This window comes from Pseudomonas sp. 58 R 3, from assembly GCF_900006605.1.
Classification (GTDB): Bacteria; Pseudomonadota; Gammaproteobacteria; order Pseudomonadales; family Pseudomonadaceae; genus Aquipseudomonas; species Aquipseudomonas salomonii.
Genome location: NZ_CVTT01000060.1, coordinates 26,471 through 49,038, shown reverse-complemented (window position 1 = coordinate 49,038; position 22,568 = coordinate 26,471). Strand labels below are relative to the sequence as shown.

The following is a 22,568-nucleotide window of genomic DNA, read 5'->3' as shown; positions in this document are numbered from 1 at the left end:
GGCTTGGCTCCGGGTTACAAAATGAGGCTTATAAAACAAGGCTTATAAAACAATGCTTATAAAACAAGAGACAGGCCGTAAGTCAGACCGAACGCGACCACCGAAATCAAAGTCTCCAACACTGTCCAGGTCTTGAAGGTCTGGATCACCGTCATATTGAAGTATTCCTTGATCAGCCAGAAGCCGCCGTCGTTGACGTGGGAAAAGATCACCGAACCCGCACCGGTCGCCAGCACCAGTAATTCAGGGTGTGGATAACCCAGGCCCAAGGCAACGGGCGCGACTACACCCGAGGCCGTGGTCATGGCCACGGTGGCCGAGCCGGTGGCGATGCGCATCAACGCGGCAAACAACCAACCCATCACCAGCGGCGACAGGTGGAACGCGTGCGCCAGGCCAAGAATCTCATGGGTCACGCCCGCGTCCACCAGGATGCGGTTCAAGCCGCCGCCCGCGCCCACCAGCAAGGTGATGCTGGCGGTCGGCGCCAGGCACTCATTGGTGAACTTGAGGATCGCTTCGCGGTTGAAGCCCTGGGCCAGGCCCAGGGTCCAGAAGCTCACCAGCGTGGCGACCAGCAGCGCAATCACCGAGTTGCCGATAAACAGCAGGAATTGGTTGAAGCCAGTGCCCGGAGTGGAAATCACGTTGGCCCAACCGCCGATCATCATCAGCACCACCGGAAGCAGGATGGTGCCCATGGTCAGGGCGAAACTTGGCAAACGTGTACGCGGCTCGCGCTCGATAAACTGGCGTTCCAACGGGTTTTCCGCCGGCAAGTGGATGCGCGGCACGATGAACTTGGCATACACGGGGCCGGCGATGATCGCCGTGGGAATGCCGATCAGAATCGCGTACAGCACGGTCTGCCCCACCGACGCGTTATAGGCCAGCACCGCCATCATCGCCGCCGGGTGTGGCGGCACCAGCGCGTGCACCACCGACAGACCGGCGACCATCGGCAAGCCGACCATCAGGATCGACACGCCCACGCGCCGCGCCACCGTAAAGGCGATCGGCACCAGCAACACAAAACCGACCTCGAAAAACAGCGGCAGCCCCACCAGGAACGCAATACACACCATCGCCCAATGGGCGTTGCGCTCGCCGAAACGGTTGATCAGCGTACGCGCCACCTGCTCGGCACCGCCGGATTCGGCCATCATCTTGCCAAGCATGGTGCCCAGCGCCACCACCAGGGCGATATGCCCAAGGGTCTTGCCGACGCCCGCCTCATACGAGCCCATGATGGTGTCCGCCGGCATGCCGGCCATCAAAGCCAGGCCGATGGACACCAACGTGATGACGATAAACGGGTTGAGTCGGTAACGTGCAATCAGCACGATCAATGCAATGATGGCGATGGCAGCGTATGCCAACAGCCCAAAGCCCAGTGGTGCGGCCATGCGGTACTCCTTGGAAAGGGTCACGTCGAATTGGTTGTGAAACTCATAAATCATTACCGGGTTTAATTTTCAATTTTTATGAAAGTCATTTTCGCCCACGGATAAGCGCTGTCGCTTTGGGATATGCCCAACGCCAGTCGATGAAAATTCGGGGGGTGTTCTTACACGAAGTTTTTTGCGCGGGGAAACTCAGCTACCAGGGCCGAGTCTCAAATGGCAGCCCTACTCACAACCAGGAAAACCGACAATGAAGCGCAAGACCCTGCTTGTTCCTTTCGCCGCCAGCGCACTGCTGCTGGCCTTTTGCGGCAGCGCCTCGGCCGATGACAGCCCGGCGCTGAAAAAATGCCTGGATGGCGCCAACACCACGGCGGATATGGTTGCCTGCAACGCCACCGAAGCCAAGATCCAGGATGCGCGCCTGAACAAGGCCTACAAAGCCGTCCTTGCCCTTCAGGAAGGCAAACAAAAGCAGCAACTGCAAGACGTGCAGCGCCTGTGGATAAAGTACCGGGACGCCAACTGCGGCTTCATCGGCTCAGCGACCGGCGGCACCATCGATCAGGTCAATGGCATCGGCTGCATGCTGGACATGACCCAGACCCGCGCCCAGGAACTGGAAAACATGCTGCCGCTGTAATCAGTCGTGATGCACGCGGGCGCGCTTGAGCAGCTTCTTGCAGCGCTCCGACAAATGCAGCACGCGCACATGCTTGCCGGCCTTGGTATAGCGCTCGCGCAGGGTCATCAACGCAGCAATCGCCGAGTAGTCGACAAAGCTCAGGTGACGACAATCGAGCGTCACCTGGGCCGGGTCGTTGGCCGGGTCGAACTGGTTCAAGAACGGCGTGGTCGAGGCAAAGAACAGCGTGCCGTGCAGGCGATACAGCTTGCTGCCGTCGGCTTCCAGATGCTCATCGGCATACAACTCACGGGCCTGTTGCCAGGCGAAGTTCAGCGCCGCAATCACGATGCCGCACAGCACGGCGGTGGCCAGGTCGGTGAACACGGTAATCACCGTGACCGCAATAATCACCAGCACGTCATTGACCGGCACCTTGTTGATCACCCGCAGCGACGCCCAGGCGAAGGTCTGCTGGGACACCACGAACATCACCCCCACCAGCGCCGCCAGCGGAATGCGCTCGATCAGCGGCGACAGAAGCAAAATGAACAACAGGATCATCACCCCGGCAAACACCCCGGAGAAACGCCCGCGCCCGCCGGAGCTTAAGTTGATCACGGTTTGCCCGATCATCGCGCAACCGCCCATGCCGCCAAACAGGCCCGAGACCATATTCGCCGCGCCCAGGGCCACGCTTTCACGGTCGGGGTAGCCACGGGTTTCGGTGATTTCGTCGGTGAGGTTCAGGGTCAGCAGGGTTTCCAGGAGGCCAACCATCGCCATCAGGAACGCGTAGGGCGCGATGATGCCGAGGGTTTCCAGGGTCCAGGGGATCTGCGGCAACGCGAAGGTCGGCAGGCCGCCGGCGATGTGGGCCATATCGCCCAACGTACGGGTCGGCAAGCCCAACACGTACACCGCCAGCCCGACGCCCAAAATCGCCACCAGCGCGGGCGGCACGGCGCGGGTCAGGCGTGGCAGCAGGTAGACAATCGCCATGGTGGCCGCCACCAGCCCGGTCATCACGTACAACGGCGTGCCGCTCAGCCAGGTTTCACCGCTTTTGAAATGCTCCAGCTGTGCCAGCGCAATGATGATCGCCAGGCCGTTGACGAACCCGAGCATCACCGAGTGCGGCACCATGCGCACCAGTTTGCCCAGCCGTAACAGGCCGAACGCGACCATGATCAGCCCGCCCAGCAGCACGGTCGCGAGCAAATACTCCACGCCGTGTTGCACCACCAGCGCCACGATCACCACCGCCATCGAACCCGCCGCGCCCGAGACCATGCCCGGCCGGCCGCCGAACAAGGCCGTGAGCGTGCAGATGATAAAGGCGCCGTAGAGGCCCATCAGTGGGTTGAGGTGAGCCACCAGGGCAAAGGCGATGCATTCGGGCAGCAGCGCAAAAGACGTGGTGAGGCCGGCCAGGGCATCGGCGCGCAGACGGGTGAGGTTCATGAGTTACCAGGGAGTAGCGAGGGATATGGCGGGGGATGGTACGGAATTGCGGCGGGTGGGGCCAGTGAAGTGTCAGCCAGATAGACCGAGTGGCCCCCTTCGCGAGCAAGCCCGCTCCCACATTTGACTGCATTCCAAAGCTGGAACGCGGTCAGTGTGGGAGCGGGCTTGCTCGCGAAGGGCGCGCCGCGGTACTAAGCGAACATCACACCATCTCGTGACGAATCCACTCCACCACCGACGTGCGCTTCGGCGCCCAGCCCAACAACTCACGTGCATGCTTGCCACGCACCCGGCTGTTGGAGCCCAGGCCATAGTTGGCCATTTCATAACCCCACTCTGCCTCAGCCTCGGCCAATGGCCAGTCCTGCGGCTCGCCCAGGTTCAGCGCTTGGGCAATCGCGGTGGTCATGTCGACAAATGCCGCTTCGCTGCTTTCCACAAAGTAGAACGTGCCCGGGACGTTTTTGGTCAGCGCCAGCAGATACAGGGCCACCACGTCTTCAATGTGCACGTTGGACCAGATGTTCTGGCCGGTGCCCACATGCCGTACCACACCACTTTTGCGCGCTTGCTTGAGCAGTCGCGGCAACTGCACGCTGTCACGCTTCACGCCCAGGCTGTGACCGTAGATCAGGGTGTTGCAGATCACCGCCGAGTTCACGCCGTCTTTGGCCGCTGCCAGGACCAGGTTGTCGATGGCCACGCGCGCGGCCTTGTCGACGGTCGGCTCCGGCAGGTTGTCTTCAACGTAGATGACATCGCTGGCTTTACCGCCCGACGCATCACCGACAATGCTCGAACCGCTGGTGTGCAGGAACGGCTTGTTCGAACCTTTCAAGGCGGCCAGCAAGGTTTCGACGGCAGCACGATGGTCGCTGCTGGCGGCATTGATCACCGCATCAGCTTTAGAAGCCTGCGCGGTCAACACGGCGGCGTCATCCAGCATGCCGATCACGGGAGTGATGCCCAGGGCAGTCATTTCAGCCGCTTGCTCGGCGCTGCGCACCAGGCCGGTGACCGTGTGGCCGGCCTTGACCAGGCCGGTGGCGATGGAGCCGCCGATAAACCCTGCTGCGCCGGTGACGAATACATTCATGGAGGTTGCTCCTGACGGGGTAAGTGATGGGCCCAGTATCAAGCAGTCATTTGCGCCGAATAAGCCCATGTTGCCCAATTCAATCTTGCGTGCAGGTCACGAATCAACAGGCATATCGCGCCAACTTGGCTTGAATGAAGTCCAGGAAGCACTGGATGCGCAGCGCCAACTGAGAGTTACGGTAGAACACCGCGTGGATCGGCTGGCGATAGCCGCTGTTGAAGGCTTCCAGCAACGGCACCAGGCGCCCGGCATCGATGTCGGCGTTGGTCATGAAGTTCGACAGGCAGCAAATGCCCTGCCCTTCCAGCGCCAGCTGGCGCACGGTTTCACCGCTGGAGGCGGCAATGCTCGGCTGGATCAGCCAGCGGTCGCCTTCCACGTGACGCAGCGGCCAGTGGTTGAGGGTTTCGGTCTGGGTAAAGCCCAGCAGCGTATGGTCGGCCAACTCGGCCACTGTCTTCGGCGTGCCGAACTGCTTGAGGTAATCGGGGCTGGCGAGGATATGCAGCGGGGTGCAACCCAGTGACCGCGCATGCAGAGTCGAGTCAGCCAGGGCGCCGATACGAATGGCAATGTCGGTGCTTTGCTCCAGCAGGTCGATGATCAGGTCGTCGCTGTTCAGTTCCAGCTGGATATCCGGGTAGAGGCTGCGAAACTCGGCAATGTACGGCACGATCCCATGCAGCATGAACGGCACGGCCGCATTGATGCGCAGGCGCCCGGCCGGGTTCTTCTGGCGCGACGACAGGCGCTCTTCCAGCTCGTCCATCTGCGCCAGGATCACCTTGGCCTGTTCGAAAAAATACTTGCCCTCTTCGGTCAGGTCCATGCGCCGCGTGGTGCGGTTGATCAGCGTGGTGTCGAGCTTGGCTTCCAGGCGCGACAAGGTGCGGCTGACTGCCGACGGCGTCTGCCCGACCTGCTCCGCAGCCGCCGAAATCGAGCCGCACTCAATCACGCTGACGAAGATCTGTAGCTCATCGGATCGGGCTTTCAAGGGTTGTCCTCTCAATCGGTTCGCGACAGCTTACACCGTGAACAGCCACTCAGCCGCTGATCAACAGATGACTGCCCAACAGCACCATGCCGATAAAAAACACCCGCTTGAACAGCACCGCACTGATGCGCTGGCGCAGCACCTGGCCCAGCCACATGCCCAGCAACGCGGGTATCAGCGCCAGCAACGAGGCGCTGACTTCGCCACCGCCCAGTGTGCCGCGCCAGGCCAACGCAGCAGCCAACGCCAGCGTGGAAGCGGTGAACGCCAGCCCCAGCGCCTGCACCAATTGATCGCGGTGCAAACCCAGGGCTTGCAGATAGGGCACGGCCGGAATCACGAACACACCGGTCGCCGAAGTGATCAGGCCGGTGACCAGACCGCACAACGGGCCCAGCCAGCGCTCGGTTTGAGGTTTCACCTTGAAGGTCGGCAGGAACAAGCCACTTAACGCATACACCAGCAAGGCGCCACCTAGCGCGCGAACCACCCAGTGCCCGCCGTCCATGCCCAGCCACAAGGTGCCGAGCCCGGTGCCGAGGAAAATCAGCAGCAGCATGGGCCATAGGCGTTTGAGCAAGGCGCTCAAGTGGCCGCCGAACGCCAGTTGCCAGAGGTTGGTGACCGTTGAAGGGATGATCAGTAAAGCAGCAGCCTGCGCCGGCAGCATAGCCAGGCCGAGCATGCCCATGGCCACGGTGGGCAGGCCCAGGCCGATCACGCCTTTGACCGTGCCGGCCAGCAGGAAGGTGCCGATTACCAGCAGGGTCAAGGCGGGGCCAAGGTTTTGGTAGAACGCAAGGAAGGTAGTCATGGGGCGATTGTGTGGACTTAAGGCGTTTATGGAAATTCGCCATATACTGAGGCAGCCTCTTGTTTTGTGTGAGGCTGAGGGCCTCTTCGCGAGCAAGCCCGCTCCCACATTTGAAATGCATTCCAATGTGGGAGCGGGCTTGCCTGCGATAGGGCCAGTGAAGTCACTCGAGAAACCCCAGCCATGCACTTTGACCTGATCGACCTGCGCCTCTACCTGCACACCCTCGACACCGGCAACATCACCGCCGGCGCGGCGCGCAGCCATTTATCCCTGGCCGCCGCCAGCGCGCGCATCCGCGCGATGGAAGCATCACTTGGCATTGAGCTACTGGAACGTAACCGCCGTGGCGTCACCCCGACACCCGCCGGCAAAGCCCTGGCCCGCCACGCCCGACTGCTGTTGCAACAGGCCGAGCACCTGCAACAGGACCTGGCCGAATACGCCAAGGGCATCAAAGGCCAGGTGCGCCTGCTGTGCAACACCACCGCCCTGAGCGAATACCTGCCGGAACTGCTGGCGGATTTTTTGCGCCAACACCCCAACCTCGATATCGACCTGCAGGAGCTGCCGAGCCTGCGCATTACCCAAGCTTTGCGCCAGGGCACAGCAGACCTGGGGATTATCTCTGATGCCGTGGACACCCACGGCCTGCAGACCCTGCCGTTTCGCGATGACCCGCTGGTGCTGATCATGCCCCTCGATCATCCGTTGGCGACGGCGAATTTCATCGACAGCCTGCAATACGACTACGTCGGCCTGACCGCCCACAGCGCCCTCTCGGTGTACCTGGAAGAACAGGCCCTGCACGCAGGCTTTCGCCTGCAAACCCGCATTCGCGCCGAGGGTTTTGATGGGTTGATCCGCATGGTCGCCGGCGGCGCCGGCCTGGGCATCGTGCCCCAGGCTGCATTGGAACGTTGGCCGACAGAAAAGCGCATCAAGGCCCAGCCATTAACTGAAGACTGGGCCTGTCGCACGCTGCTGTTATGCGCCCGCTCCTTCGAGCAGTTGCCGGGTTACGCCAAAGCCTTGTTCGACGCCCTGGCCCTGCCCTTGCGGAAAAACCCGTAATACACCGCCGACAGAATCAGCAGGGATGGCACCCCAAACACCAGCGTCATCTTGAAGGCCTCGGTGAAGTACGTGGTGATCATCACCGCCCCCATCAGCACCAGACCCAGCAGCGTGCTGTAGGGAAACAGGCGCAGCTGAAACGACAACTTCGGCCCGCCATGGCGCTTGCGATAACGGCGGAAAAACAGGTGCGTGAGGAAAATCATGAACCAGGTGAAGATCGCGCCAAACATCGAAATCGCCATCATCAAGGTGAACGAGCTTTCCGGGTACACCACATTCAGCAGGGTCGCCAGGGCGATGCCGGAGCTGGACAGCAGCAACGCGTTCAGCGGAATGCCGCTCTTGCTCAAGGCGCCCATGGACTTGGGCGCAAAGCCTGCACGCGACAGGCTGAACATCATGCGTGTGGTGATGTAGAGCTGGCTGTTCATCGCCGACAACGCGGCGATCAGGATCACGAAGTTCATCACCCCGGTGGCACCGGGAATGCCGATGGTCTGCATCACCGTGACAAACGGGCTCTGGGTCTGGCCGGCCTGGTTCCACGGCACAATGGCGAGCATCAACGCGAGCGTCAGCAGGTAAAACACCACCAACCGCACGATGGTGGCGCGAAAGGCTTTCTTTACCGCCTGCTCCGGGTCGGCGGCTTCACCGGCGGCCACGGCGATCATTTCTACGCTCAGATAACTGAAGATCGAGACGATCACCGCGATCCACATGCCGCTCAGGCCATGGGGGAAAAACCCCTCATGGGCCGTGTAATTCTGCACGCCATAGTCAGGGTTACCGGAACCGAACACCACGTACACGGCGAGGATGATGAAGCCGACGATCGCGGTGATCTTGATGGTCGAGAACCAGTATTCGAAGTTGCCGAAGGTCTTTACGCTGATGGCATTGAGCAGAATCAGCACGCTGGAAAACGACACGATCCACACCCACTCCGGCACGTTGGCGAACCAGTACTTCATGTACATCGCCACCGCCGTGACCTCGGCGCCCACCGCCAGCACAATTGCCGCCCAGTAGGCATAACGCACCAGAAAGCCGGCCAGCGGGCTGATGTAAAACTCGGCATAGGCGCCGAACGAGCCCGAGGTGGAGTGCGCCACGGTCATCTCCGCCAGGCAGCCCATCAGCAACAAGGTGATCAACGCGCCGATGGCGTAACTCACCAGCACACTCGGCCCGGCGTAACCGATGGCGTAGGCGCTGCCCATGAACAGCCCGGTGCCGATGGCGCCACCGATGGCGATCATGCTCATCTGGCCGGAAGTGAGCTGGCGCCTCAGGCCCAGTTCGCGCTGGGTGATCTCTGCAAAGCCGTTGTCTGGCGTGGTCACGTGGTGTGCCCCTTTATTATTGTGATTGCACTGTTTGGATATTGACGCAGATTCCCTGTGGGAGCGGGCTTGCTCGCTCCCACATTTTGATTCGTGTTGTACTTAAGTGACGCTGTTGCGCACTTTGAATTGCGGCTGGTCCCAGGTGTGGTTGTCGAGGATTTCGCCCAGGATCTCCACGGCGTCAAATACCTCGGTATAGCTCGTATACAACGGCGTAAACCCAAAACGCATGATGCGCGGCTCGCGGTAATCACCGATCACCCCACGGGCAATCAAGGCCTGGATCACCGCATAACCTTCCGGGTGTTCGAAACTCACATGGCTGCCGCGCTTGGCATGCTCACGCGGCGTAATCAGCACCAGGCCGTGGGCGGCGCAACGGGCTTCGACCAGCGCGATAAACAGGTCGGTCAAGGCCAGGGATTTGCTGCGCAGGCTGGCCATGTCGGTCTGGGCAAAAATCTCCAGGCCGCATTCGACCATCGCCAACGACGTGATCGGTTGTGTGCCGCACAGGTAGCGCGCGATGCCGGCGCTTGGCGCGTATTGAGCTTCCATGGCGAACTGGCGCGAGTGACCGAACCAGCCCGACAACGGCTGGCGCACCACATCCACCAACGCCGGGTTGACCCACACGAACGCCTGGGAGCCAGGCCCGCCGTTCAGGTATTTGTAGGTGCAGCCAATTGCATAGTCAGCACTGGCGTGATGCAGATCGATGGGCACCGCGCCCGCCGAATGCGCCAGGTCCCAGATACTCAGCGCGCCGCATTCATGGCTCAGGGCGGTGAGCGCCTGCATGTCGTACATGTAGCCGGTCTTGTAATTGACGTGGGTGAGCATCACCACCGCCACGTCCTGGCCGATGGCTTGGGGCAGTTCGTCCGGGCTGTTGACCAAGCGCAGGGAATAGCCCTGTTGCAACAGCTCGGCCAGGCCCTCGGCGATGTACAGGTCGGTGGGGAAGTTACTCGCCTCGCTGACGATCACCTTGCGCGCAGGCTCGCGTTGGCGCTGTACGCTCAAGGCAGCGCTGAGCACCTTGAACAGGTTGATCGAGGTGGTATCGGTAATCACCACTTCACCGTCACGCGCGCCGATCAGCGGCGCCAGGCGGTTGCCCAGGCGTTGGGACAAGTCGGCCCAACCGGCGCTGTTCCAGCTGCGAATCAAGCCATTGCCCCACTCCTCGGCGATCACCTGCTGCGCTCGCGCCAACGCCGCTACCGGGCGGGCGCCCAGAGAGTTGCCATCGAGGTAGATCACGCCCGCAGGCAAGGCAAACTGCTGACGCAGTGGCGCCAGCGGGTCCTGGGCGTCGAGGGCTTGGCAGTGGCTTCGAGTGGTCATAGGGCGTCCTGATTTTTATAAGTGAGGATGGACCAAATAATGAACGAAGCTTTAGAGAATTTTCGTGCAAAGTGGTAGGTAACAGGCTAATTAAGCTGTAGGAAATTCGAATTTAACCCCCAAACACGCGGATTTATTCTAACCATGATTCTCGACGCCACCGACCTGCGCCTCCTGCATTTTTTGCAACAGGATGGGCGCATCAGCAACCAGGAATTGGCGGAAAAAGTCGCCCTGTCGCCCTCCGCCTGCCTGCGCCGTTTGCGCCTGCTGGAGAGCGAAGGAATCATCAGCGGCTACCGCGCCGTGTTGAATGCCGAGCAGTTGGGGATTGAGCTTGAGGCCATCGTGCACCTGTCGTTGCGCCAGGATGTGGAGGACTGGCACGAGACCTTTATCAAGAAGGTGCAAGGTTGGCCGGAGGTGGCCAGTGCCTATGTGATCACCGGCGCCAGCAACTATGTATTGCGCGTGCAGGCGCGCAACCTCAAGCACTTTTCCGACTTTATCGTGAACCACCTGAACCGCACGGCCGGGGTGATGGATATTCGTTCGGAGATTGTGTTGCAGAAGATCAAGGATCGGGATGAGGTGTTGGATCTGGTGGTGCGCAAATAACCAGATGCTCGTTCCCACGCTCTGCGTGGGAACGCCTCCTGTGACGCTCTGCGTCACGCCTTTAAGAGCGGACGCGGAGCGTCCTGGGCGGCATTCCCACGCCGAGCGTGGGAACGATCTTGCGCGTTTAATCAGTCTTCGAGGGCGCGAACGCGCTGCATGCGCTTTTGCTCTACCGGCGCGTCTGCCAGCTGCAACTCAAAGTCAAAATCAATCTGCGCAAACCGCCCTTGCACCCCAAACTCCCGCGCCAATTGCTGATCGTCACTAAAGCGAATCTCGGCGATCAACTCATCGCGCGTCGCGTAGGCAAAATCATCATGCAGGTACGGGTCGTCCGACAGGTTGATCTGCGTGGTGAGATGCCGGTGCCCCGGCGCCGAGATAAAGAAGTGAATATGCGCCGGCCGTTGCCCGTGGCGCCCCAATTGGTCGAGCAACTGCTGCGTCGGCCCGGTCGGCGGGCAGCCATAGCCCGACGGCACGATGCTGCGAAAACGGTAGTTGCCCTGGGCATCGGTCTCGATGCGCCGACGCAGGTTGAACTCCGATTGCGTCGGGTCAAACCACGAATAGGTGCCACCCGTGTTGGCCTGCCACACATCCACAATCGCGCCCGCCAACGGCTTGCCATCGGTGCCCCGCACTTGCCCGCGCATAAACAGCGGCACCGCGTCGTCCTTGCCATCGTCCAGCCGCGCTTCGTAGTGGCTCAGTGGCGCACCCGCCACGTACAGCGGGCCTTCGATGGTGCGGGGCGTGCCACCGGATTTGCCGGCCTCTTGGTCCGCAGCGTCCATCAACAGGTCCAGGTAATGCTCCAGGCCCAAGCCGGCGGCGAGCAAACCCGCTTCCTGATTTTTACCCAATTCGTTGAGGTAATTGACCGCCTTCCAGAACTCTTCCGGGGTCACTTCCAGGTCTTCGATGATGTTTACCGTATCGCGCAGGATCCGATAGATCAGCGCCTTGGCGCGCGGGTTGCCGCCGTCGTTATGGTTGCCGCTGGCTTCTTCGAGAAACGCCTGGGCGTGGGCAGTCTGGGACAGTCGGATGGACATGGTGCAAATCCTCATCTTGTAATTATTGGGTGCAAACGGGCTTAACGGTCGTCCTCATGGATCGACGAAGGGTGGCGGCACAGGGCGTTCACTTCGATGGCTATGTAGGGAAAAAGCGGCAGTTGCATCAGCAGGTCGTGCAGGTCTTGCACGCTGTCGACGTCGAACACGCTGTAGTTGGCGTAGTGCCCGGCGATGCGCCACAGGTGGCGCCATTTGCCCTCCTGTTGCAGGCGCTGCGCCAGGGCTTTCTCCTCGGCCTTGAGGCTGGCGGCGCGCTCGGGGTTCATGTCCAGCGGCAGGTTCACGGTCATTTTTACGTGGAACAACATGGCAGGCGCCTCTTAGTGTGTGTCACGACGAAAGAACGCCAAACGCTCTTCATCAATGGCCAGGCCCAGGCCCGGTGCGGTGGACACATGCAGCTCGAAATCGCGGTACACCGGCGGCTCGCTGAGGATGTCTTCGGTCAGCAGCAGCGGGCCGAACAGTTCGGTGCCCCACGCCAGCGTGTTCAAGGTGAGGAAGGCATGCGCCGACGCCAACGTGCCGATGCCGCCTTCGAGCATGGTGCCGCCGTACAGGCCAATGCCCGCCGCCTCGGCAATTGCGGCGGTGCGCAACAGCGCACGCGGGCCGCCGTTTTTGGCGATCTTGAGCGCGAACACTGAAGCCGCGCCCTCGCGGGCCAGGTTGAAGGCGTCCTCCACACACTCAATGGACTCATCGGCCATGATCGGCGCCGGGCTCGACAGGTTGAGCCGGGCCATGCCGCCACGGTTGTTGCGCGAAATCGGCTGCTCGATCAGGTCGACGCCGTTATCGCCCAGCACCTTGCAGGCGCGCAGGGCCACGGCTTCGTCCCAGGCCTGGTTGACGTCGACGCGCACACTGGCGCGTTCGCCCAGGGCTTTTTTGATCGCGAGCACATGGGCCAGGTCGCGGCTGACCTCACCGGCGCCGATCTTCAACTTGAAGATACGATGGCGGCGCAAGTCGAGCATCTTTTCGGCTTCGGCGATGTCCTGTTCGGTGTTGCCGCTGGCCAAGGTCCAGGCCACCGGCAAGGCGTCGCGCACGCGCCCGCCGAGCAGCTCGCTCACCGGCAGGTTCAGGCGTTTGCCCAACGCATCGAGCAAGGCGCTTTCGATGCCGGATTTGGCAAAGGTGTTGCCGCGAATGCTGCGCTCCAGGCGCAACATGGCCGCGTTGATATTGCTTGCGTCCTGGCCGATCAGCAGCGGCGCGAAGTGACGGTCAATGTTGACCTTGATGCTGTCCGGGCTTTCGTTGCCGTAACTCAAACCGCCGATGGTGGTGGACTCACCGATGCCTTCAATGCCGTCGGCGCAACGCAGGCGGATGATCACCAGCGTCTGGTTTTGCATAGTGTGCATCGCCAGCTTGTGAGGGCGAATGGTGGGGAGGTCGACGATGATGGTCTCGATCGACTCGATGGCGCAAATCGGCATGGCTATACCCGTTGGGTTCTTTATAGGTTTGAGCCGATTCTGTGCCGTATTTTTAAAGGCTTCCAATATAGAATGGGTCTCGCACAATACCCTCAAGGTATGAAAGGAGCCGTCATGGAACTGCGTCATCTGCGCTATTTCCAGGTGCTGGGTGAAACCCTCAACTTCACCCGCGCCGCCGTTCGCCTGCACATCGCCCAGCCGCCGTTGAGCCGGCAGATCCAGCAACTGGAAGATGAACTGGGCGTGATTCTGCTGGAACGCGGCCGCCCGTTGCGGCTGACCGAGGCCGGGCGGTTTTTCTATGAGCACGCCAATGTGCTGCTGGAACAACTGGCTAAAGTCTGCGACACCACGCGGCGCATCGGCCAGGGCGAAAAGACCTGGCTGGGCATCGGCTTCGCACCCTCGACCCTGTACGGCGTGCTGCCGGAGTTGATTCGGCGGCTGCGCAACCATGAGGCGCTGGAGCTGGAGCTGGGCTTGTCGGAGATGACCACCTTGCAGCAAGTCGAAGCGCTTAAGGCCGGGCGCATCGATGTGGGCTTCGGGCGCATTCGCATCGACGACCCGGCCATCGTCCAGCGCGTGCTGGTGGAAGACCGACTGGTGGCCGTATTGCCCGCCGGCCACTCGCTGCTCGGCGCGCCCGCCACCCTCGCGCAATTGGCCGCAGAGCCCTTTGTGCTCTACCCCGGCAACCCGCGCCCCAGCTATGCCGACCATGTGATCGCGCTGTTCGACGCCCATGGCTTGAGCCTCAAAGTGGCGCAGTGGACCAACGAGTTGCAGACGGCGATCGGGCTGGTGGGCGCAGGCATGGGCGTGACGCTGGTGCCGGCCTCGGTGCAGGTGTTGCACCGGGCGGACATCGGCTACACGCCGATTGTGGAAGCCACTGCGACTTCGCCGATTATCCTGAGCCGGCGCGTGAAGGATCAGTCGCCAGGGCTGAGTCATTGTTTGCAGTTGGTTGAAGAGTTGATCTAAGTTCTCCCAAACAATGCAATTCCCCTGTGGGAGCTGGCTTGCCTGCTCCCACAGTTTGATCTTCATTGTTTTCAAATGCTGCGCAGGCGCTTGCGCTGCAGGGTCTGGCTGGGGGATTCATCAAACAACTTGCGGTACTCCGCCGAAAACCGTCCCAAGTGGGTAAAGCCCCAGCCCAGCGCGATCTCGGAGATGGTGCGGATTGAACCGTGCTCGAGGATCTCCTGGCGCACGGCACCCAGCCGGTACTTCTTCAGGTAAGCCATCGGCGACAGCGCAAAGTATTTGCGAAACGCATCGAACAGCTTGAACCGCGACACACCCGCGGCCACTTCCAGGTCTTCCAAATTCACTGCCTCGCGGGCGTTGTCGTGGATGTATTGCCGGGCCCGGATCAAATAATGCGGCAGCTTCACGCCCAGCACGGCGCGCAGTTCTTCCGAATAGTTGTTCGGCTGGGCCAGGATCAACCCCTTGATCAGCGAGCTTTCCAGATCCCGCGTAAACGCCGCCTGCTCATACAACTCGCTGCTGCACTCAAGCTCGGCAATAAAGTAGCGCGCCATGCGCCACCACGACGCCGAAGCACCGTCCACGGCATCCATCACCGACTCAAAACGCAGTGGCGCTTCAATCGGCCGTTGCAGCAACCCTTCCAGCGACTCACTCATCGCCGCCCGCGTAATCACCACCTGCAATTTGCGACAATCACCGGATATCGCCAGTACCTGATGCTCGTTAGGCGACAAAATCACGCCTTGGTCACGGTTGGAGCTCAAGCGCTCGCCGTTCTTGCTCAATTCCTGCTCGCCCACCAAGGGCAGGCTCAGGCTGTAGCTGCTGAAGTGCTCGGCGTCTTCGATATCAATGGTCACGTCGGTGCCATATTCGATCACGCCCAAGGTGGTGGCGCGGGACTTGAACACGTTGGCGCTGTGGTGAAAACGCAGGCGCTCGGGCGTGCTTGTCGCCAGGCGGTGCGGCCCGCAAATGCCGGACATCCAACTGCAGGCGCCTTCCAGGTCGAAGCGTTGAATATGGATTTCGCGTGTATGGCTACTCATCAGGGTGCACCCACGGCGGTTAGGCGGTTGCGCGCTCTGGCGGCGCGTCGTTGGCAATCGACAGCAAGTTCTACGCCACGCCCGCCTGAATGCAACCGGGTGGATAGCAACCGTCGACTATGTGGATAAGCCGCAGGCGTTTGCGACCTTCCCTTGGTAGGACAGTAGCGCATGGCGTCACCTGGGCGCACTGAACTGGGTATTTGCTGCCCAATTTTGCGGCCTGCCTTCCCCCATTAAGCGGATAGCCCGCGCCCTGCTCCACTGCCTCTAATAACCCACCGATTAGCCCCTATCAAAAAAGGTGCCTCCCATGAGTGGTGCAAGAAGCGTCGAGCAGTGGAAAACGTTTATCGAAGGTTGCCTGGACTTTCGGCCGGTGGACGAAGTGTTCCGCATTGCCCGCGACATGTTCACCGAGCCCGAACTGTTCGATCTGGAGATGGAACTGATCTTCGAAAAAAACTGGATCTACGCCTGCCACGAAAGCGAACTGGCCAATAACCACGACTTCGTGACGATGCGCGCCGGGCGCCAGCCGATGATCATCACCCGCGACGGCGAGGGCCAGCTCAATGCGCTGATCAACGCCTGCCAGCATCGCGGCACCACGCTGACGCGCGTCGGCAAGGGCAACCAATCGACCTTTACCTGCCCGTTCCACGCCTGGTGCTACAAGAGCGACGGCCGGCTGGTGAAGGTCAAGGCGCCGGGCGAGTACCCGGAAGGTTTCGACAAAGCCACACGCGGCCTGAAAAAAGCCCGTATCGAAAGCTACAAGGGCTTTGTGTTCATCAGCCTCAACGTGCAAGGCACCGACAGCCTGGAAGACTTCCTCGGTGACGCCAAAGTGTTCTTCGACATGATGGTCGCGCAGTCCGCCACCGGTGAACTGGAAGTGCTGCCGGGCAAATCCGCCTACACCTACGACGGCAACTGGAAGCTGCAAAACGAAAACGGCCTGGACGGTTATCACGTCAGTACCGTGCACTACAACTACGTGGCCACGGTGCAGCATCGCCAGCAGGTGAATAGCGAAAACGGCAGCGGCTCCGCCAGCACCCTGGACTACAGCAAACTCGGCGCCGGCGACGCGAATACCGATGACGGCTGGTTCGCCTTCAATAACGGCCACAGCGTGCTGTTCAGCGACATGCCCAACCCCGGCGTGCGCTCGGGCTACGCCACCATCATGCCGCGCCTGGTGGATGAACACGGCCAGCAGAAAGCCGAGTGGATGATGCACCGCCTGCGCAACCTGAACATCTACCCGAGCCTGTTCTTTCTCGACCAGATCAGCTCGCAGCTGCGCATCATCCGCCCGGTGGCGTGGAACAAGACCGAGATCATCAGCCAGTGCCTGGGCGTGAAAAACGAGTCGGAGGCCGACCGCGAAAACCGCATTCGCCAGTTTGAAGACTTCTTCAACGTGTCAGGCATGGGCACGCCGGATGATCTGGTGGAGTTTCGCGAAGCCCAACGCGGTTTCCAGGGCCGCCTGGAGCGCTGGAGCGATATCTCACGGGGCAGCCATCGCTGGGAAACCGGCCCTACGCCGAACAGCGAAGCCATCGGCATTCAACCGGCCATGACCGGCACCGAATTTACCCACGAAGGCCTGTATGTGAACCAGCACCGTAACTGGCAGCAATTTCTGCTCAAAGGCCTGGACCAGCAAGCGCTGACACTGCGGGAGGTGAAGTGATGGATGCCCAATTGCAGTACCGGATCGAGCAATTTTTCTACCGCAAATCCGAACTGTGCGACGCCCAGGACTGGGACGCCTACGTGCAGCTGTTCGACCCGCAGAGCGAGTTTCACCTGCCGCAATGGGACTCGGAACACGTGTACACCCGCGACCCCAAACGCGAGATGTCGCTGATCTACTACGCCAACCGTTCGGGCCTGGAAGACCGCGTGTTCCGTTTGCGCACCGGCAAGGCGGCGTCGGCCACGCCGATGCCGCGCACCTTGCACTTGATCAATAACGTGCGGATCGCCGAGCAGGCAGACGGCACGCTGGAGGTGAAGCTGAACTGGCACACGCTGTTCTATCGCCTGGCCACCTCAGAGCAGTTTTACGGGCCTGCTACGTACCACCTGAAACCGAATGGCGACAGCTGGCTGATCACCCGCAAGCACGCACTGTTGCTCAACGACACCATCAACTCGGTGCTGGATTTCTATCACCTTTGACTGCGCCCATGGGCTAGCTGGCCACTGTGGCGAGCTGGGTTGTTGTGGCGAGCGGGGCAGCCACAAAAATCAGATACGCGGAGTTATGCGGATGAATCACAAAGTGGCCTTCAGTTTTGCCGACGGCAAAACCCTGTTTTTCCCGGTAGGTGCGAATGAAATCCTGCTGGACGCGGCACTGCGCAACGGCATCAAGATCCCCCTCGATTGCCGTGAAGGCGTGTGCGGCACCTGCCAGGGCCGTTGCGAGTCCGGCGCTTACACCCAGGATTATGTCGATGAAGAAGCCCTCTCCAGCCTCGACCTCAAGCAACGCAAGATGCTCAGTTGCCAGACGCGGGTGCAGTCCGACGCAACGTTCTACTTCGATTTTGAGTCGAGCCTGTGCAATGTGCCAGGGCCGGTGCAGGTGCGCGGCAAGGTCAGCGAAGTGCAACTGGTGTCGGCCAGCACGGCGATTTTGCAGCTGACCCTGGACGACTCACTGGACTTCCTGCCCGGTCAGTATGCCCGTCTGTCGGTCCCAGGCACCGACCGTTGGCGTTCGTATTCTTTTGCCAACCGGTCGGGCAATCAATTGCAGTTTCTGGTGCGCCTGCTGCCCGATGGCATCATGAGCAACTACCTGCGCGAACGCTGCCAGGTGGGTGATGAAGTGCTGATGGAGGCGCCATTGGGTGCCTTCTACCTCAGGCATGTGACCCGGCCGCTGATCCTGGTGGCCGGCGGCACCGGCCTGTCGGCCTTGCTGGGCATGCTCGACGAGCTGGCCGCCAACGGCTGCGACCAGCCGGTCCACTTGTATTACGGCGTGCGCGGGGCCGAGGACTTGTGCGAAGCCCAACGCATCCACGCCTATGCCTCGACAATCCCCGGCTTTCGCTACACCGAAGTGCTCAGCGCCCCGTCACCCGAGTGGCCGGGCAAACGCGGCTACCTCACCGAACATTTCGACCTGGCCGAATTGCGGGACGGTTCGGCGGATATGTACGTGTGCGGCCCCCCTCCAATGGTCGAATCCATTCAACAATGGCTGGCGGATCAGGCACTTGATGGCGTTCAACTGTATTACGAAAAGTTTACGCAGAGTAATATCTGACCCCTCAGCGGTTCTGAGGGGCTGATGCGGCGTGCACTCACCCTCAAGAAAAACAAGTAGAAGGGAATGTTAATGGCGGATGACATGGTTAACCCGGTGGGCCTCAAGCGTGGCCTGAAGAACCGGCACATTCAGCTGATTGCCTTGGGAGGGGCGATTGGCACAGGGTTGTTCCTCGGTTCGGCCGGGGTACTCAAGTCGGCGGGGCCGTCGATGATCCTGGGCTACGCGATTGCCGGTTTCATCGCATTCCTGATCATGCGCCAGCTTGGCGAGATGATCGTCGAAGAGCCGGTGGCCGGCTCCTTCAGCCACTTTGCCCACAAATACTGGGGCGGCTACGCAGGCTTTCTGGCGGGCTGGAACTACTGGGTGCTCTACGTGCTGGTGGGCATGGCCGAACTGACCGCCGTGGGCAAATACATCCAGTTCTGGTGGCCGGAGATTCCGACCTGGGTCAGTGCGCTGGTGTTTTTTGTCGCGGTCAACCTGATCAACACCCTCAACGTGAAGTTCTTCGGTGAAGCCGAGTTCTGGTTTGCGATCATCAAGGTAGTGGCGATTGTCGGCATGATCGTGCTCGGCTGCTACCTGCTGTTCAGCGGCACCGGCGGCCCGCAAGCTTCGGTGAGCAACCTGTGGAGCCACGGCGGGTTCTTCCCCAATGGCGGCATGGGGTTGTTGATGTCGATGGCCTTCATCATGTTCTCGTTCGGCGGCCTGGAGCTGGTGGGCATTACCGCCGCCGAGGCCAGCGAGCCGCGCAAAGTGATCCCCAAGGCGATCAATCAGGTGGTGTACCGCATTCTGATTTTCTACGTCGGCGCACTGACCGTGCTGCTGTCGCTGTACCCGTGGGACCAACTGCTGCAAACCCTCGGCGCCTCGGGCGACCCCTACAGCGGCAGCCCGTTTGTGCAGATCTTCTCGCTGATCGGTAACGACACCGCCGCACACATCCTCAATTTCGTGGTGCTGACCGCAGCGCTGTCGGTGTACAACAGCGGCGTGTACTGCAACAGCCGCATGCTGTTCGGCCTGGCCGAGCAAGGCGACGCGCCCAAGGCGCTGATGAAGCTCAACAAGCAAGGCGTGCCGATTCGCGCCCTGGCCATTTCGGCGCTGGTGACGATGCTGTGCGTGGTGGTCAACTACGTCGCGCCGCACAGTGCGCTGGAACTGCTGTTCGCGCTGGTGGTTGCCTCGCTGATGATCAACTGGGCACTGATCAGCCTCACCCACATCAAGTTCCGCAAGGCCATGGGCGAGCAAGGCGTGACGCCGTCGTTCAAGACCTTCTGGTTCCCGTTCAGCAACTACCTGTGCCTGGCGTTCATGGTGGTGATCATCAGCGTGATGCTGGCGATTCCAGGCATTCGCGAGTCGGTGTATGCGATGCCGGTGTGGGTGGGCATCATCTACATTGCCTACCGGTTGCGGATCAGAAACGCAAAAGTAGCCGTGGCGCAGTAACCCCTGTGAGAGCCGGGCTTGCCCGCGATGGCGGTGGGTCAGTCAGTGGATGGGCTGGCTGACACACCGCCATCGCAGGCAAGCCAGCTCCCACATGAAGCGGACGCAGAGCGTCCAAAGCGGCATTCCCACGCAGAGCGTGGGAACGATCAGCCCCGGTTCTGCGGGGCTTTTTGTTTAGAGCGTGGAACGCACTCGCCACAGTTCGGGGAACAACACCGTGTCGAGCATCTTGCGCAGGTAACCCACACCTTCCGTGCCACCGGTGCCGGGCTGGAAGCCGATGATGCGCTCCACCGTGGTCACATGTCGAAAGCGCCACTGGCGGAATGAGTCTTCCAGGTCGATGAACTTCTCGGCCAACTGATACAAATCCCAATACCGGCTCGGGTCGCGGTATACCTCGCGCCACGCCGCCTCCACCGACTCATCGTGAACCGTGGCCGCCGTCGGATCGCGTTCGGCGCGTTTGGGGTCAATCGCCAACCCGGCTTTAACCATCAGATTGATCGCCTCGTCATACAACGACGGCGTGGCAATCGCCACTTTCAACTCGTTCAGCAACTCCGGGCGATGCGCATGCGGGCGTAACAGCGCTGCGCTTTTATTGCCGAGAATAAATTCGATCTCGCGGTACTGGAACGACTGAAACCCCGACGACTGCCCCAGAAACGGGCGAATCGCCTTGTATTCCGACGGCGTCATGGTCGCCAGCACGGCCCAGGCGTGCACCAGTTGGTCGAAGATCCGCGACACCCTTGCCAGCATCTTGAAGGCCGGCGGCAACTCGCCCAGGCGCACGTGTTCGCGGGCGGCCTTGAGTTCGTGGAGCATCAGTTTCATCCACAGCTCCGAGGTCTGGTGCTGGATGATAAAGAGCATCTCGTTATGGTCCGGCGACAGCGGGTGCTGGGCACTGAGCACTTTGCCTAGGTCCAAATAGTCGCCGTAGCTCATGGACTCGGAAAAATTCAGTTCGGCGTTATGCCATTCTTCCGGCGGCTGGTAATCAGGTGAGAAGGGACACTGGCTCATCGCGTGGGCTCCTTGAGCGGGCGCAGAATGGCACGGACGGGGCTCGCGTCCAGGTTGGCAAAGCGCAGCGGCAGTGCGATCAACTCATAGTCGCCCTCCGGCACGTCATCGAGCACGATGCCTTCGAGAATCGCCATGCCATGGCGGGCCACGGCATTGTGCGAATCCATGGTCTTGGACTGTTGCGGGTCCAGGGACGGTGTGTCGATACCGATCAGGCGCACGCCCAGGCTGGCCAGCAGCTCAATGGTTTGCGGGGCGATGGCGGTGAAATTCGAGTCCCATTCGGTCAGCGGCGCTTGTGGATAAGTGCGCAGCAGCACGCGCTCAGGCAAGTTATCCACACGCCCTTGCAATTGATGCGGCTGCACCAGCGCACCGCTGCCCAGGCAATGCAGCACCCGGCATGGCCCCATGTACACATCCAGCGACACCTCACCGATCGGCGCGCCGTCGGCGCTGTAATGCAGCGGCGCATCCACATGGGCGCCGGTGTGCGGCGAAAACGTCACGCGCCCCACATTCACCGGGCACTCCGGGCCAAACTGCCATACGCGCGCTTCCTGGAACGGCGTATCGCCCGGCCAGGTCGGCGTCGCCGTACTCAAGGGCGGGCTGATATCCCACCACGTTTTTATTGGGTTCATTGCAAGGCTCTCACTCGTTCCTGGGTGAATGATACGAGGGCCAGCCGTGCATTTTCTTGCGAATTCCAGCGTAAGGCGGGAAATATTTCGCAGTTACTGCGAGGAAACAGCAGTTTACCGCACAAACCTATCACTCAAGAGTTCCTCCATTCCCTGTGGGAGCCGGGCTTGCCCGCGGTGACGGCGGCACAGCTTGCATCTCCAGCACCTGACACTCCGCTATCGCGGGCAAGCCCGGCTCCCACAGGGGTTTGCGGCGCCTGGTGAATCACGACGCACCTGCGCTTCTGGGCATCCCGATGTCGAGTTCAGACCACTGGCCCAACGCCCCAGGCCTTAGGGTGGACGCTTCCATTCCCTGCCTCGGAGCCGTCATGTCCAAGCCCATCACCGTACTGCGCGACACCCACCCGCTACCTGTCCTGGATGCCTGCAAATGGGAAAAGCTCGAGGGCGACCCGCACACCGTCAACCTCAACGCCTACACCAGCGAAGACGGCAGCAAGATCATGGGCACCTGGATCTGCACGCCGGGCAAGTGGTACGTGGAATACGTGAAGTGGGAATACTGCCACTTCCAGGAAGGCTACTGCGTGATCACCCCCGAAGGCATGGCGCCGATTCACCTGCGCGCTGGGGATATCTTTGTGGTGGAACCCGGCATGAAAGGCACGTGGGAGGTGGTCGAGACCGTGCGTAAGTATTTTGTGTTTGCGTAAGTCACATCAG

The 22,568-nt window shown here is 61.0% G+C and carries 22 protein-coding genes; 9 read left to right on the top strand and 13 right to left on the bottom strand.

Going from position 1 to position 22,568, the window contains the following annotated elements:
* Positions 1–56: 56 nt before the first annotated feature.
* Complete coding sequence (locus tag BFP92_RS18055) at positions 57–1,406, bottom strand: GntT/GntP/DsdX family permease (protein ID WP_239694281.1); 1,350 nt, start codon at positions 1,404–1,406, stop codon at positions 57–59.
* Positions 1,407–1,653: 247 nt separating this feature from the next.
* Between BFP92_RS18055 and BFP92_RS18050 the strand changes: the two genes are divergently transcribed.
* Positions 1,654–2,046 carry a lysozyme inhibitor LprI family protein gene (locus tag BFP92_RS18050; protein ID WP_056858351.1) on the top strand — a complete coding sequence of 131 codons (393 nt, stop codon included), beginning with the start codon at positions 1,654–1,656 and terminating at the stop codon, positions 2,044–2,046.
* Here BFP92_RS18050 and BFP92_RS18045 read toward each other — a convergent pair whose 3' ends face one another.
* The 4 genes from BFP92_RS18045 to BFP92_RS18030 form a co-directional block, all read right to left on the bottom strand.
* The gene (locus BFP92_RS18045; protein WP_065930519.1) at positions 2,047–3,492 is read right to left on the bottom strand and encodes a SulP family inorganic anion transporter; all 1,446 of its coding nucleotides are present in this window, start codon (positions 3,490–3,492) and stop codon (positions 2,047–2,049) included.
* A gap of 205 nt (positions 3,493–3,697) precedes the next feature.
* Positions 3,698–4,591: an NAD-dependent epimerase/dehydratase family protein gene (locus BFP92_RS18040; protein WP_065930518.1), complete on the bottom strand. Its 894-nt coding sequence runs from the start codon at positions 4,589–4,591 to the stop codon at positions 3,698–3,700.
* Positions 4,592–4,694: 103 nt separating this feature from the next.
* The gene (locus tag BFP92_RS18035) at positions 4,695–5,591 is read right to left on the bottom strand and encodes a LysR family transcriptional regulator (protein ID WP_065930517.1); all 897 of its coding nucleotides are present in this window, start codon (positions 5,589–5,591) and stop codon (positions 4,695–4,697) included.
* Positions 5,592–5,640: 49 nt separating this feature from the next.
* Positions 5,641–6,405 (bottom strand): sulfite exporter TauE/SafE family protein, encoded by a 765-nt coding sequence (locus BFP92_RS18030; RefSeq protein WP_065930516.1) that lies wholly within the window; start codon positions 6,403–6,405, stop codon positions 5,641–5,643.
* 183 nt (positions 6,406–6,588) lie between these two features.
* Between BFP92_RS18030 and BFP92_RS18020 the strand changes: the two genes are divergently transcribed.
* Complete coding sequence (locus BFP92_RS18020; protein WP_065930514.1) at positions 6,589–7,479, top strand: LysR family transcriptional regulator; 891 nt, start codon at positions 6,589–6,591, stop codon at positions 7,477–7,479.
* Here BFP92_RS18020 and BFP92_RS18015 read toward each other — a convergent pair.
* Positions 7,425–8,831: an amino acid permease gene (locus BFP92_RS18015; protein WP_065930513.1), complete on the bottom strand. Its 1,407-nt coding sequence runs from the start codon at positions 8,829–8,831 to the stop codon at positions 7,425–7,427. The genes BFP92_RS18020 and BFP92_RS18015 overlap by 55 nt on opposite strands.
* Before the next feature lie 102 nt (positions 8,832–8,933).
* Positions 8,934–10,184 (bottom strand): kynureninase, encoded by a 1,251-nt coding sequence (kynU, locus tag BFP92_RS18010; RefSeq protein WP_065930512.1) that lies wholly within the window; start codon positions 10,182–10,184, stop codon positions 8,934–8,936.
* 144 nt (positions 10,185–10,328) lie between these two features.
* On the opposite strand from kynU, the gene BFP92_RS18005 reads away from it, so the two are divergent.
* The gene (locus BFP92_RS18005; protein WP_003176072.1) at positions 10,329–10,802 is read left to right on the top strand and encodes an Lrp/AsnC family transcriptional regulator; all 474 of its coding nucleotides are present in this window, start codon (positions 10,329–10,331) and stop codon (positions 10,800–10,802) included.
* A gap of 131 nt (positions 10,803–10,933) precedes the next feature.
* Here the strand turns inward: BFP92_RS18005 and catA are convergent, their stop codons facing one another.
* Genes catA through BFP92_RS17990 form a run of 3 tightly spaced genes read right to left on the bottom strand, consistent with a single transcriptional unit; the run spans position 10,934 to position 13,335 of the window.
* Entirely contained in the window at positions 10,934–11,863 is a 930-nt protein-coding gene (gene catA / locus BFP92_RS18000) for a catechol 1,2-dioxygenase (protein ID WP_065930511.1), read from the bottom strand.
* A 41-nt stretch (positions 11,864–11,904) separates the two neighbouring features.
* Positions 11,905–12,195 carry a muconolactone Delta-isomerase gene (gene catC, locus BFP92_RS17995; RefSeq protein WP_065930510.1) on the bottom strand — a complete coding sequence of 97 codons (291 nt, stop codon included), beginning with the start codon at positions 12,193–12,195 and terminating at the stop codon, positions 11,905–11,907.
* A 12-nt stretch (positions 12,196–12,207) separates the two neighbouring features.
* Positions 12,208–13,335 (bottom strand): muconate cycloisomerase family protein, encoded by a 1,128-nt coding sequence (locus tag BFP92_RS17990; protein WP_065930509.1) that lies wholly within the window; start codon positions 13,333–13,335, stop codon positions 12,208–12,210.
* 114 nt (positions 13,336–13,449) lie between these two features.
* Here BFP92_RS17990 and BFP92_RS17985 point away from each other — a divergent pair, with 114 nt between their 5' ends.
* Positions 13,450–14,325, top strand: coding sequence for a LysR family transcriptional regulator (locus BFP92_RS17985; protein ID WP_065930508.1), 876 nt, complete (start codon positions 13,450–13,452; stop codon positions 14,323–14,325).
* Positions 14,326–14,396: 71 nt separating this feature from the next.
* Here BFP92_RS17985 and BFP92_RS17980 read toward each other — a convergent pair whose 3' ends face one another.
* Complete coding sequence (locus BFP92_RS17980) at positions 14,397–15,389, bottom strand: AraC family transcriptional regulator (protein ID WP_065930507.1); 993 nt, start codon at positions 15,387–15,389, stop codon at positions 14,397–14,399.
* A gap of 313 nt (positions 15,390–15,702) precedes the next feature.
* Here BFP92_RS17980 and antA point away from each other — a divergent pair, with 313 nt between their 5' ends.
* From antA to BFP92_RS17960, 4 genes are all read left to right on the top strand, one after another.
* Positions 15,703–17,094 carry an anthranilate 1,2-dioxygenase large subunit gene (gene antA / locus BFP92_RS17975; RefSeq protein WP_065930506.1) on the top strand — a complete coding sequence of 464 codons (1,392 nt, stop codon included), beginning with the start codon at positions 15,703–15,705 and terminating at the stop codon, positions 17,092–17,094.
* Entirely contained in the window at positions 17,094–17,585 is a 492-nt protein-coding gene (antB, locus tag BFP92_RS17970) for an anthranilate 1,2-dioxygenase small subunit (protein ID WP_065930505.1), read from the top strand. The genes antA and antB overlap by 1 nt, the downstream gene beginning before the upstream one ends.
* A gap of 91 nt (positions 17,586–17,676) precedes the next feature.
* A complete protein-coding gene (gene antC / locus BFP92_RS17965; RefSeq protein ID WP_065930504.1) occupies positions 17,677–18,684 on the top strand; it encodes an anthranilate 1,2-dioxygenase electron transfer component AntC in 1,008 nt (335 codons plus the stop codon).
* Positions 18,685–18,756: 72 nt separating this feature from the next.
* Entirely contained in the window at positions 18,757–20,157 is a 1,401-nt protein-coding gene (locus BFP92_RS17960) for an amino acid permease (RefSeq protein WP_056858368.1), read from the top strand.
* Positions 20,158–20,334: 177 nt separating this feature from the next.
* Here the strand turns inward: BFP92_RS17960 and kynA are convergent, their stop codons facing one another.
* On the bottom strand, positions 20,335–21,192 hold the full coding sequence (gene kynA / locus BFP92_RS17955; RefSeq protein WP_017137968.1) for a tryptophan 2,3-dioxygenase: 858 nt from the start codon (positions 21,190–21,192) through the stop codon (positions 20,335–20,337).
* On the bottom strand, positions 21,189–21,839 hold the full coding sequence (gene kynB / locus BFP92_RS17950; protein ID WP_058419996.1) for an arylformamidase: 651 nt from the start codon (positions 21,837–21,839) through the stop codon (positions 21,189–21,191). The genes kynA and kynB overlap by 4 nt, the downstream gene beginning before the upstream one ends.
* A gap of 374 nt (positions 21,840–22,213) precedes the next feature.
* Here kynB and BFP92_RS17945 point away from each other — a divergent pair, with 374 nt between their 5' ends.
* A complete protein-coding gene (locus BFP92_RS17945; protein WP_003194115.1) occupies positions 22,214–22,558 on the top strand; it encodes a cupin domain-containing protein in 345 nt (114 codons plus the stop codon).
* Positions 22,559–22,568: the final 10 nt, after the last annotated feature.